Origin of the sequence: Rhizobium sp. 16-488-2b (assembly GCF_017741815.1) — a bacterium.
In the GTDB taxonomy this organism is placed as follows: domain Bacteria; phylum Pseudomonadota; class Alphaproteobacteria; order Rhizobiales; family Rhizobiaceae; genus Rhizobium.
Window position 1 is genome coordinate 210,972 of sequence record NZ_JAGHMF010000031.1, and the last position, 12,052, is coordinate 223,023.

Below are 12,052 nucleotides of genomic sequence, written 5' to 3' on the forward strand. Positions count from 1 at the left end.
CCCCGAGAGACTAGGGTAAGTTCATGTTTCTTCTATCATTCCTGTTGAGACGGCTTCTGCAGGGAAGCCTGATCATCCTTCTCGTCATATTCATCATCTTCACGTTGTTGCGTGTGGTGCCGGGTGACCCCGCGCGCCTTATCGTGGGCGGCATGGCCCCCGATGCGGTGGTGGCGATGAAGGCAAAGGAACTTGGTCTTGATCGGGCCATACCGCTGCAATTTGTATCCTATCTTGGCCATTTGGCGACCGGTGATCTAGGCACGTCGTTCGTCAGGCCGAAGAGCGGTGCAAGCCTGGCCGGTTCGGCCTATAACGACCCGACACGGGAAGAGCGGGCGAAAGTTCTCGACCTTATTCTCGATACATTGCCAATGACCCTGCAGCTCGCTGCCGTCGCATTGGTCATCGCCTTGCTTGTTGCTGTTCCACTCGGCCTCGCCGGCGGGCTGTATGAGGGCCGCTGGCCTGACAAGCTCGCCCTCGCATTGGGGTCGATCTTCGTCTCGACGCCGAATTTCTGGCTTGGCATTGTTCTGACGCTTTTTCTGTCGGTGAAGCTCAGGGTACTGCCTGCGATCGGCTATAAGGGCTTCGAGTACACCATTCTTCCGGCAATCGTGCTGGCGGTGGAGATTGCGCCGTTCATCCTACGTACGCTGACCGTTTCTGTTGCGCAGGTGTTGCGCGAGGACTTCATTCAGCTTGCCCCGGTGAGAGGACTCAGCCGTGGACGCACCATCTTCTCGCATGTGCTTGGCAACTCGGCTGTCCCGCTGATCAACCTGCTCGGCGTACAGCTCGGCATGCTTCTGGGCGGCGTTTTGGTGGTCGAGTTCATCTTTGACTATCCAGGCTTGGGGCTCTTGACGATCAATGCCGTTCAACAGCGCGACTTTCCGCTCATACAGGGCGTCGCGATTTTCATTTCCGTGATGTTCGTGGTGATCAACATCCTGGTCGATCTTATCGCGATGACTATCGATCCGAGACTGGAATATTAAGATGACCGATATCGTAGAACAGAGCGCCGGCGAGCGCACCATCGTCAAGCGGGGCACCACACCGACCCGGCGCATGTTGCAGATTGCCGTGGCGCGCCTCGACTTTCGCATTGGCCTCATTGGCTTCGGATTGCTGCTTGGACTTGCGATTCTCCTGCCATTTATCAGTTCGGTTGATCCGCTCAAGATGGCGTACAACCACAAGTTTGTCCCACCATTCCCTTCCGAAGGCTGGCAATGGCCGTACGTGCTCGGTACCGATCAGCTCGGCCGCGACGTCCTCATGCGCTGTCTCGTCGGACTGTGTTATTCGCTGTTCATCGGTGCGACGACCGTGATCCTCATGTTCATCGTAGGCTGCAGTCTCGGTCTTCTTGCTGGTTTTCGTGGCGGTTGGCTTGATACGGTCATCATGCGGCTGACCGATGCTCAGCTCTCAATTCCCATGATCATTCTTGCCATCACCATCCTCGGTGTGTCCCGCCCAACAGTGCCTGCCATCATCCTCGTGCTTGGTCTTTCAGGATGGCCGCTCTATGCGCGTGTCGCCCGTTCAGTTGCTCTCGGGGAACGCAGCCGTGGTTACGTTCTCGGCGAGCGTGTGCTCGGCGCGTCCGATCTTCGAATCATGCTCCTCTTCGTGGCTCCCGTTGTGCTTCCGCCGATCGCGTTCGTTGCGGTTCTCGACATCGCCCGCATGATGATCTTCGAGTCGATCCTGGGCTTTCTCGGTCTCGGGGTTCAGCCGCCGACACCGACATTCGGGAACGTGATTGCGGATTCACGAAAGTATTTGCTGAACGCATGGTGGATCGCGACGATGCCCGGCCTATTCATGCTGATATCGCTGACTTGTCTGAATCTGATGGGTTCAGCATTGGAACGCGCGCGCAATGCGGTTCTGAGAGGGGATGCGTAAATGAGTGATCCAATTCTCACTGTCTCCAGTCTCTCAGTCGATCTCCTGCGGGATAGCAGCAAACGGCGCATCGTCGACAATGTGGGCTTTGCCCTCCAGCCAGGCGAAGTTCTCGGCCTTGTCGGCGAGGCCGGATCGGGCAAGTCGGTGCTTGCGCGCGCAATGGTGAACTCCATTCGCGCACCATTGGAAGTCTCTTCGGGGAAGGTGATCTTCGAAGGAAAAGATGTCCTCTCGCTGGATGCCCGGGGGCTCAGGTCGATCAGAGGGAACCGCATTGGCTTCATTGGTGCAAACCCCATGGGTTCGCTCGATCCGCGGCTGCCAATCGGCCATCAGATCATCGAGAAGCTTCGATCTATCCGGCCTGATATCGGTAAGGCGGAAGCTAAGGAAAAGGTTCTCGATCTACTTGGCCGGGTGCATATTCCATCGCCGCGCTCTCGTTTTCATGAGGCACCTTTCCAATTCTCCGGCGGCATGATGCAGCGTGTAATGATCGTCGATGCGCTCGTTTCCGAGCCATCGCTTGTTATTGCGGACAATATTACGCAGCCGCTCGACGTTACGGTCGCTGCCCAGATTATCAGGCTCATCGACAATCTCAGGGAAAGTCTCGATACGGCATTCCTGTTTATCTCTTCGTCGTTGCCCGTGGTGTCACAGATCGCCGAGCGGACGCTGGTTATGCAAGGTGGCCGCATCGTCGAACAGGGCAAGACTACTGATATTACTGCCAATCCGCAGCAAGCCTATACGCGCGCACTACTTTCCCGCATTCCATCGATATGGAAGAACGTATCGGCACCGGAGGCAAAAGACGGTGAGGCTGTCCTGACCGTCGAGAATGCAACACGAACCTATAGCGTACGCCGGCGCGATGCGTTCAATGCCTTCAACGAAGTCAAGGCCGTACGAGACGTGTCCTTTACCGTCAAGGCAGGTGAAAATTTTGGCATTGTCGGTGAAAGCGGTTGCGGCAAATCCACGCTTACGCGCCTGCTTGCGTGGCTCGAACAGCCGAACGCCGGACGCATTGCGTTCCTCGGGAAAAACCTCTCGAGTCTCTCCGCTCGTTCGCTGACCGAGATGCGCAAATCGTTCCAGCTGCTGTTGCAGGATCCCTACGGATCGCTGCCGGCGGGCATGTCGATCATCCGCATGATCGAAGAGCCGCTTCTGATCCACGGGGTCGGCCGCCGCGATGCGGAGCAACGCGCACGAGAGGCCATGCGCGAAGTGGGTCTTCATGCGGAACTTGCCGATCGATTGCCGGTGGGCCTTAGCGCCGGTCAGCGCCAGCGCATCAACATTGCCCGGGCGCTGGTGCTCAAGCCGCGCCTTTTGATCCTCGACGAGACCTTGTCGGCGCTCGACCAGGTCGAGCAGGCCGAGCTTCTCGATCTCTTCAAACGGCTTCAGGCGGCGCACGGGTTTTCGTATATTTTCATATCTCACGACCTGGCGCTGGTCCGTCGGATCTGTCACCGCGTTGCGGTCATGTATCTTGGGCGCATCGTCGAACTGGCGGACAACAGAACCCTTTTCGAACATCCCCACCACCCGTACACGCGGGCGCTGCTCAGCGCCATGCCAACGTTGGAGGAAAACCGTTTCCCGGGCGCGGAATACCTCCTGGACGGCGAGCCGCCAAGTCCTATTCATCTTCCTGTCGGCTGCTCGTTCCGCTCGCGCTGCCCCCGCGCGCAGAGCGACTGCGAAAAGACCGATCCGATGCTGCAGGGTTCCGAGGGCGGGAATTACGCAGCCTGCCTGCATCGGCACGAGGACGAGGCGGTCCATGTCCAGTGAGATCCGCAAGGAGGTCATCCTGGAGCGCCTCGGCCGTGATCAACGCGTCAGCGTTGTCGAACTTTCTGCCGAATTCGGTGTTTCGGGTGAAACCATTCGCCGCGACCTGAAGAACCTCGAAGCAGAAGGTGCAGTGCGCCGCGTGCATGGCGGCGCAATTCCCGCGGGTCGTACCGCCGACACGCCGATTACCGAGCGCATCAAGCTCAACTCGATCGAAAAGGATGCGGTTGCCAGCGTGGCGCGTAACCTGATCAATGACGACTGTGTGATCTTCCTCGATACAGGCACGACGACGCTTGCGCTTGCTCGCCGGCTGATCGGCTTCAAGAAGCTGCGGCTCTACACGAATTCCTTGATGATCGCGCAAGCGGCCTGCCAAAACTTCGGCGTGAGCGTGCACGTGACGCCGGGAAATCTGCGCCCGATCGAACAGGATCTGGTCGGCTACGACACGCTTTCTTACATCCAGCAGTTCCACTTCGACATGGTCTTTATGGGTGCGGCGGCAATCAACGTCGAATATGGCTTCATGGACTATGAAGAGGACGAGGCACGAATTCGTCAGATCCTGGTCAGAAGATCGTCGCGAAGCGTCATGCTGGCCGATCATTCCAAGTTTGGAAGGATCGGCAATGTGATCACCGCTCCATTCGAAGAAATCGGCACGCTCGTTACAGACCGGCGTCCGCCGGAAGATATCCTTGGCGCCGTTCGGGCTGAAGAAATGGAGATCATTCATGCTTGATGCAGGGACAATCCCGCGAAACGATTTCGATGCGATCTTCGACCGGATCTCTGCTATCGGCGCCGAGCCTGGAGCAGGCGTGACACGTTTAGCGGCAACCGCCGAGGACGGCATGGCGCGAGGCGTTTTTGCCGTTTGGATGGAGCAAGCGACCGCGCACATCACGCATGATGCAATTGGCAACCAGTTTGCCTGCTTCGAATGGGCCGGTCGGGATGCCCCCTGGATTTTTGCAGGCTCGCATCTCGACACCCAGCCGCGAGGCGGCCGTTTCGACGGTACACTTGGTGTGCTGACAGCAGGACAAGCTGCGCTAGATATTCACGCGGAGGTTCAACGTGGACGGTGCAAACCGCACTATAATCTCGCGGTCGTCAACTGGACGAACGAGGAAGGTGCTCGCTATCAACCGAGCCTCACCGGCAGCGCCGTCTTCTCCGGCGCTCTCGCACTCGGTGATGCACTTGAACTGCGCGACGGGGACGGCATATCCCTTAAGGACGCGCTCGCGGCGGTCGGTATCAACGGCGAAAGCGGGATAGTTCCTCCCTCCCCCGCGGCCTATGTCGAGCTGCATGTCGAGCAGGGACGGAAACTGCTCGAAGCGGGCCGACGGATCGGGATCGTCGAAGGAACCTGGGCGGCGCGCAAGTCGACCGTGCGCTGGATCGGTCGAGCAGCGCACACCGGCCCGACCCCGATGGCCGATCGCCGCGATGCACTTCTCGCCGCCGCGCGAGGGATTGCCGCCTTCGAAGCGGTCGTCGCCGCAAGCTATCCCCACCTCCATCGATCGGCGGCGCGCCTCGTGGTCGAGCCCAACTCGCCGAACGTTGTGGTCGACCGAGCGACTGTCTGGTTCGAACTGAGGGGGCCCGACGTGTCGGAACTGGACGCAGCCGGCGAGCTCGCACTTGCCGCGCTTCAAAAGGCGGCCGCCGATACGGTCACGCAGCTGGAAATCGTCACCGATACTTTGCGGGACCCTGCCAGCATGGATGGCGGGCTGATGGCGCTTGTCGGCCGGGCGGCCCGCTCTTGCGGTTTCGAGCCGTTGACCATGCGTTCCGTCGCAGGCCATGATGCCGTTGCCCTGCAAAACAGTGGCATACCGTCCGCCCTGATCTTCATTCCGAGCGTGGATGGCATTGCCCATCATCCCGACGAGCTGACCGAGCCGGACGACGTGCAAGCTGGTCTGACGGTGCTGACGACCACACTTCGCCATCTCGTTGAAGGAGGGCTCCATGCATGATGATGCTACAATTCAGACTGCGCTCGAAGCGGTCGGCCTTTCGGGCGCCACCCTCTCAGGTCCGATTGGCGGCGTGGTATCGCCCATTCACCGCGCTGTCGAAAATCTCTGCTTTTTTGCAAGCAAGGCCGATCAGCCGCGGGTTTTCGTCAAACGTTTCCACGATGACATGTCCCAATTTATCGCACTGGATTGCGTTGCGGAGGCCAGCCGCAAGGCGGGCGAACTGGGCATTGCCCCGCGTCTCATCCATGCAGATCCCGCCAACGGCGTACTGGTGTTCGAGGCGCTTGATGAGGAATGGGCCTGGGGCCATGCCGATGTCCTTCGCCGCCCGCGGGTTCTCGAAAATCTTCTGACGGCGAAACGCACCTTCCAGAAAGCCCAACCGCTTGCGGAAGCGCGCAGTGTTTTCGATCTCGTTGCCGCCTACCGGCAAGTTGCCGAAGAACCGTGTGTCATCCTGCCAGCACCGGTATTCACCGTCTCGGCCGCCGTCCAGCGGATTGCCGGCGCCATCGCCGCCGCGGGTGTCGATACGGTCCCATGCCATGCGGACGGCGTCTCGTCGAACGTCATGGTCGGGCCGGACGACGGGGTTCGGCTGGTCGATTTCGAGTGGGCGCGCCAGGCGGACCCCGCGTACGATATCGGAACCGTGCTGGCCGAACTCCTCCCCTTCGATGGTGAGGCGCTGCTAGCGATCGAGATCGCAACCGGAAAGCCGGATGCCGGTGTGCTGGCGCGCGCCCGTCTCTACGGTGCGGCCGACGATCTCATGTGGGCGCTTTGGGGCTTCATCAATGCCGCCCACTCGCCACGCAAGCATGTTGAATTCTTCAAATATGCCGAATGGCGGCTTTTGAGAGCCCGCACAGTCATCGAAGGACCACGCTTCGAGACATGGCTGAAACAGGTCTGACGGAGAAAGCGATGAGACGTAGATTAGGCGAAGGCGCATCGCAGGCGGAACGGGCGATCGAGCAGGCGATCGCAGCCGTCGCGGATTGGCGGGACCTCGATGTTTCCTACGAACCGGTGCCCGGCGGCATCAGCAACCCCAATTGGCGCGTCTACGTCTTCGGTGCGCCACACAGTTTCTTCGTGAAGATTCCTGGCGCCGGAACCGAAATGTTCATCGACCGAAGAACCGCGAACGAAGCTGGGCGCAAGGCGCACGAAGCCGGCGTCGGGGCTCGGATCATCGACTTCTTCCCCGAAACCGGGGTCGAGGTGAGTGAATTCGTCGAAGGGCTGAGAACATCGACCAATGCCGACTTTCTGGATCCGGTCATACGCCTGAATGGTCTTCGCGCGCTGAAGGCCTTTAACGACACCGCGCCGCTTTCGCAGCAAAAGACGACCTTCGATATGATCGACGAACATTTCCAGCAGGCTCTAGATCTGGGCGGCGAGTTTCCGAGCGACTTCAGCTGGATGAATGCGCGCTATCGCGAGGCGCGCAGCGCACTGGAGGCGTCAGGTCTCGATCTGGCGCCGTGCATGAACGATACGCTGGCCGGCAATTTCCTCCTCCATTCCGATCGCCGGGTCATGCTCGTCGATTTCGAATATGCGTCCACCAATGATCGCGCCGCCGAACTGGCGCTCTGGTTCTGCGAGATGTGCTTCTCGCCCGAGATTGAGAAGGAACTGATCGAGGAATATTATGGTCGGGCGGACCCGAGTATCCTGGCGCGGATCTCGCTATTCAAGGCGCTCGTCGACCTCAAATGGGCGACTTGGGCCATGGTGCAGAACGAAGTCTCACGTCTGGATTTCGACTTTTTCAAATATGGATTCTGGAAACATATGCGGGCACGTTTCGTGATGAACAATCCGCTATGGTCGCAGTGGCTGAAGGCGGTCTGACACATGCACATTCAAACCAACGAAAACCTGGTCTCGCCTGATTTTTTTCGCCGCTTGGCGGCTGTAGCTGCGCGTGAGGCATTGCCGCGGTTTCGACTGCCAGGCGCAGTTGTCAACAAGGCCGCAGGTGGGTTCGATCCGGTTACCGAAGCCGACCGGGAAACGGAAAGAGCCATTCGGGATCTCGTTCGGGCTGAATATCCTGGCCACGGTATTTTGGGCGAAGAGTTCGGTAATGAAGGGGCGGATGCCGGCTATGTCTGGGTCATTGACCCGATCGACGGAACACGATCCTTTATCTCCGGTATTCCACTTTGGGGGACTCTTGTTGGACTGACGGAGAACGGCCAAGCCGTCGCCGGCATGATGGCGCAGCCTTTTATCGGCGAATTGTTTTATGCAGCCGGCAATGGCGCTTTTTACGAAGGACCACGTGCCGAAGCTGGAGTGCGGCTTTCGACAACTTCGACGCAAAACCTGGCCGATGCGACCCTGTTCACGACGACGCCGGCCATCTTCGAACCTGATCGCAGAGCCAGCTACGACCGGCTCGAAAAACAGGTTCGCCTCGCCCGCTACGGAACCGATTGCTATGCCTATTGCATGCTTGCGGCAGGCCAGATCGACTGCGTCGTTGAAGCGGGCCTCTATCCCTACGACATTGTTGCCCTGATCCCGATCATTGAACAGGCGGGCGGCGTTGTGACCGACTGGGATGGTAGGCCCGCCGAGCAGGGCGGCGGGATCGTCGCTGCTGCAAATGCCGCGCTTCACACTCAAATCATGGGCGTTCTGCACGGAGAGTGACCCCGTCTCTCCTTCAGCTGGCGGATATTACCAACCTGATGCTTTCGGCGGACGGTCAACCGTGGATGATTTCAAGGCCGCCCCTTTTGGCCGCCGCCAGAATATCCGTCGGCGGGCGCTGATCGGAAACCAACGTGTTTACGCTGGAAAATGCGGCGGTAATCACATTGCCGGTCTTGCCGCACTTTGAATGGTCGGCCAGCATGATGCTTCGGGCGGTCTGCTTCAGCAGAGCTTGGCGGATTCTCGCTTCGTCCTCTTCGTAGTCCATGAAGCCATATTCCGCCTTGATCGCCGCCACACCCATGAAGACCATATCGAAGTGGAACTGCTGGATGTAGGACAGTGTGTCGTAGCCGACCAGATCCTGTTCGATCGGGCGGAGATTTCCAGGTGTCATCTGGACCCGGACGCCGAAATGCTGGCAGGCGGCTTGCGCGACCATCAGGGAATTCGTGTACAGCCGTAGCTTCTTGAAGCCAACCAGGTGTCGCGCAAGGGATAAAGTGGTGGTGCCGGTATCTAGAAAAATGGCACAGTCATCGTTGATCAGGTTGCGCGCCATCTGCGCGACCACATCCTTTTCGAGCGCATTAAACCTGATTCGATCGGTGATCGGTACGTCTGCGGTGCGCCCGGCCGGTATAGCGCCACCGTGAACACGCCGCACGACCCCCTCGGCCTCTAGGTCCTTCAGATCGCGCCGAATGGTTTCACCCGAGACACCAAACTCCGCGGAAAGCTCGAGAACGCTGACACGCTGGTCACGATCGAGCCGTTCCAGAATGACTTCCTTGCGGACTTCGCTCGACATTGACAGCTTCTTCCTCGGGTCGGTGCGGGCCGGCAGCAACGTTGATGCTGACAATCCCTGTAAGCGGCGAACCTATCTCGCAAATCTTTGGAGGTAAGGTTGGCGAGATGCGTTGGTAAGTGTGGTGACCGTGAACCGGAAAGCCCACGACGTTTTCCTTGGATTTGTGTATTTATGTGGTGTTTGCGGATCTTTCAAACGAAAATGCACTGATCTCCACGGCATGAGAATCCGGAAACGCCCCCTGCCCGCCCGCGAATCGCTGCTGGTGTGATGTCCTGTGAACTTTCGTGTCACAGAAACACCCATTTCAGTACCGTGCTCCGGTGAGGACGAACTCCCGCCTAGCTCCGCCCCTATGTGGATATGTTGCAATTTTGAAGCGATATCATCGGCGAATTGAGGTTGAATACACAAAAACAACATTGAAGAACCTAAAAAAGGTTCGACGGGAGTTTCGTACAAACTATTGAAAATAGTGGGGAAGATACGATCTGTAACGGATTTTTCAGAAGTATCAGCAATGATGGTTTGCAACTGTTTGAACTCGAAATGGATTCAAAATGCAGATTTCCCACAATTCTTTGCGACTCTTCCACCGCATGCGGTCCATCAAAGCTAAGTTTGCGGCCGTGATCATAGGAACAGCAATCGTTTCTTGCGCGTCTGTCGGGGCATTGAGCTATCAGATCGGAAAGAACGGTTTGATAGAGGCGAGCAAGATCCGCCTCGAGGCAATCGCAGCAAATCAGTCGAAGGCGCTCAGAGCCTATGATGAACGGGTAGCGCAGACGCTGACCGAAATTGCACAGAGCCAGTCGCTCGGGGAAATGACGGAGCAGGCCGGAAAGGCCATCGCAATGTCTGACCAGAAGGTACGCGAGGCGTTCCAAGACATGTCGAAGACTCCTGAACAAAGAGCAGCTTTCGACGGATCGACGGTCAAGATGCTCTATTCCGTCAAGCATAGCTCGGTGCATGGGCCACTGTTCAGCGCCTGGAAGAATGCCGATCTGAGCGATATCTTCGTCATCGATAACAATGGCCAGCTGGTCTACACGGTTACCAAGGGACCGGAGTTCATGGCGACCGTTCAGGACCCGAAGAACGCGTCCCTGAAGTCGCTGTTTGATTCATCCGTCGCCGGGCCCGCCGATCAGGTGTACCGGACGGGGTTCATACCGTTCAAAAGCGAGGAAAGCGACGTTTCGGCTTTTCTTGCTAAGCCACTTGCCAACGTCGTCTGGGGCTCTGTTGTCAAACGTGGCACCGTCGTGATCCGGATCGCACCAGCCAAGCTTCTGGCGCTCGTTTCGCCCGAAGGGCTTGGCCGGAGTGTTGACGAGGCTTTTCTTATCGGCGCCGATGGCACATTGAGGGCCGGCAACGTCGCGGAAGGCGGCTTAGCGCCGGAGCTGGTCCAGGCTGCCCGAGACCAAAAGAGTGGCTCCCTCTTCGCCGACGCCGCCAGCGGCTTAATTTTTTATTCCTATGTACCGGTCACGCTTTTTGGGCAACCGCACCTTCTGGTCATTGGTCAAGACAAGGCGAAGGTTCTTGCCTCAGCGGATGAACTAGCAAAATGGGCTGGTCTGACCACCTTGGCTGTGCTGTTCGGCATGGGGATCGTGGGTTACATCTTCTCGTCCCGCCTCACGAAACCCTTGAAAGACATCACCGGCCTGATGAACCGCCTAAACAACGGTGACCAGACGATCGAGATCCGATCCGTGTCGCGTTCCGACGAAATCGGCATTATGGCGCGGGCGCTCGAATCCTTTCGTCAAAGCGCCGTCGACAAGGTGCGAATGGAGGATGAGGCGATCCACCGCAACGGGCTGCTCGAACAGGAGCGACAATTGCGCGAGACCGAAAGCGCAAGAAGCGCGGCAGAGCTGGAAGTGGCCATGTCGGCGCTGGCGACCGGTCTGAAGAATCTGGCCGAGGGGAAACTGGATCATCGCATTGAGCATCCTTTCGCCCCGTCGCTCGATCAGCTGCGACAGGATTTCAACGGTTCGCTGACGCGGCTGCAGGCGACGATGCGCCAGATCCGCGACAATGTCGAAATGATCCAGGGCAACGGCAACCAGATGGCCGAGGCGGCTGAGGATCTTGCCAAACGTACCGAACAGCAGGCTGCTTCGCTCGAAGAAACGGCCGCCGCCATCGACGAGATTACCGTCACGGTTCGCTCGTCGGCGGAGCGTGCCAAGGATGCCGACCAGATCGTCCGCCAGGCCAAGCGCAGCGCCGACGACTCGGCGATCGTCGTCAACAATGCGATCGACGCCATGGGCCGCATCGAAGAAGCCTCCCGTCAGATCGAACAGATTACCGGTGTCATCGACGAGATCGCCTTTCAGACCAATCTTCTTGCCCTGAACGCCGGCGTCGAGGCAGCTCGTGCCGGAGAGGCTGGCAAGGGCTTCGCTGTCGTTGCCCAGGAGGTGCGCGAACTGGCGCAACGCTCCGCCAAGGCAGCCAAGGAGATCAAGGTCCTCATCAACAAGTCGACGACCGAGGTCAATACCGGCTCGCATCTGGTGCAGGAAACCGGCGCGGTCCTTGCGAAGATCAGCACCCAGATTGTTACCATCAGCCAGCACGTCGAAACGATCGCCCGTGGCAGCCACGACCAGTCGAGTGCCCTGCAGGGGGTCAACTCCACCGTCAATCAGATGGACCAGATGACACAGCACAATGCGGCGATGGTCGAGGAGACGACGGCCGCAAGCCGCGAACTCGCCTCCCAGGCCGACAGCCTGCTGGGGCTGGGTCAGCAGGTCAAGATTGAAGGAAATGGACGAGAATTGGGCTT

The 12,052-nt window shown here is 58.6% G+C and carries 9 protein-coding genes and 1 pseudogene; 9 read left to right on the plus strand and 1 reads right to left on the minus strand.

Going from position 1 to position 12,052, the window contains the following annotated elements; genetic code table 11:
- Positions 1-23 precede the first annotated feature (23 nt).
- Genes J5286_RS23230 through hisN form a run of 8 tightly spaced genes read left to right on the plus strand, consistent with a single transcriptional unit; the run spans position 24 to position 8,417 of the window.
- Positions 24-1,004 carry an ABC transporter permease gene (locus J5286_RS23230; protein ID WP_209193669.1) on the plus strand — a complete coding sequence of 327 codons (981 nt, stop codon included), beginning with the start codon at positions 24-26 and terminating at the stop codon, positions 1,002-1,004.
- Position 1,005: 1 nt separating this feature from the next.
- On the plus strand, positions 1,006-1,923 hold the full coding sequence (locus tag J5286_RS23235; RefSeq protein WP_080705456.1) for an ABC transporter permease: 918 nt from the start codon (positions 1,006-1,008) through the stop codon (positions 1,921-1,923).
- Positions 1,924-3,735 (plus strand): dipeptide ABC transporter ATP-binding protein, encoded by a 1,812-nt coding sequence (locus J5286_RS23240; protein ID WP_209193670.1) that lies wholly within the window; start codon positions 1,924-1,926, stop codon positions 3,733-3,735.
- A complete protein-coding gene (locus J5286_RS23245; protein ID WP_209193671.1) occupies positions 3,725-4,483 on the plus strand; it encodes a DeoR/GlpR family DNA-binding transcription regulator in 759 nt (252 codons plus the stop codon). Before J5286_RS23240 ends, J5286_RS23245 begins: the two co-directional genes overlap by 11 nt.
- A complete protein-coding gene (locus J5286_RS23250; RefSeq protein WP_209193672.1) occupies positions 4,476-5,738 on the plus strand; it encodes a Zn-dependent hydrolase in 1,263 nt (420 codons plus the stop codon). Before J5286_RS23245 ends, J5286_RS23250 begins: the two co-directional genes overlap by 8 nt.
- On the plus strand, positions 5,731-6,660 hold the full coding sequence (locus tag J5286_RS23255) for a phosphotransferase (protein ID WP_209193673.1): 930 nt from the start codon (positions 5,731-5,733) through the stop codon (positions 6,658-6,660). Before J5286_RS23250 ends, J5286_RS23255 begins: the two co-directional genes overlap by 8 nt.
- Before the next feature lie 11 nt (positions 6,661-6,671).
- A complete protein-coding gene (locus J5286_RS23260) occupies positions 6,672-7,610 on the plus strand; it encodes a choline kinase family protein (RefSeq protein ID WP_174158441.1) in 939 nt (312 codons plus the stop codon).
- Positions 7,611-7,613: 3 nt separating this feature from the next.
- A complete protein-coding gene (gene hisN / locus J5286_RS23265; RefSeq protein ID WP_042474640.1) occupies positions 7,614-8,417 on the plus strand; it encodes a histidinol-phosphatase in 804 nt (267 codons plus the stop codon).
- Positions 8,418-8,472: 55 nt separating this feature from the next.
- Here hisN and J5286_RS23270 read toward each other — a convergent pair whose 3' ends face one another.
- Positions 8,473-9,231, minus strand: a complete 759-nt coding sequence (locus tag J5286_RS23270; RefSeq protein WP_042474637.1) for a DeoR/GlpR family DNA-binding transcription regulator — start codon at positions 9,229-9,231, stop codon at positions 8,473-8,475.
- A 1,601-nt stretch (positions 9,232-10,832) separates the two neighbouring features.
- Between J5286_RS23270 and J5286_RS31365 the strand changes: the two are divergent.
- A pseudogene (locus J5286_RS31365) lies at positions 10,833-12,052 on the plus strand (methyl-accepting chemotaxis protein); the annotation flags it as partial.

Bases quoted from the DNA above. Each gene is read 5' to 3' on its own strand.
- J5286_RS23240 (WP_209193670.1), top strand. From the start codon at position 1,924: ATGAGTGATCCAATTCTCACTGTCTCCAGTCTCTCAGTCGATCTCCTG.
- J5286_RS23250 (WP_209193672.1), top strand. From the start codon at position 4,476: ATGCTTGATGCAGGGACAATCCCGCGAAACGATTTCGATGCGATCTTC.
- J5286_RS23270 (WP_042474637.1), bottom strand. From the start codon at position 9,231: ATGTCGAGCGAAGTCCGCAAGGAAGTCATTCTGGAACGGCTCGATCGT.
- J5286_RS23255 (WP_209193673.1), top strand. From the start codon at position 5,731: ATGCATGATGATGCTACAATTCAGACTGCGCTCGAAGCGGTCGGCCTT.
- hisN (WP_042474640.1), top strand. From the start codon at position 7,614: ATGCACATTCAAACCAACGAAAACCTGGTCTCGCCTGATTTTTTTCGC.
- J5286_RS23230 (WP_209193669.1), top strand. From the start codon at position 24: ATGTTTCTTCTATCATTCCTGTTGAGACGGCTTCTGCAGGGAAGCCTG.
- J5286_RS23245 (WP_209193671.1), top strand. From the start codon at position 3,725: ATGTCCAGTGAGATCCGCAAGGAGGTCATCCTGGAGCGCCTCGGCCGT.
- J5286_RS23260 (WP_174158441.1), top strand. From the start codon at position 6,672: ATGAGACGTAGATTAGGCGAAGGCGCATCGCAGGCGGAACGGGCGATC.
- J5286_RS23235 (WP_080705456.1), top strand. From the start codon at position 1,006: ATGACCGATATCGTAGAACAGAGCGCCGGCGAGCGCACCATCGTCAAG.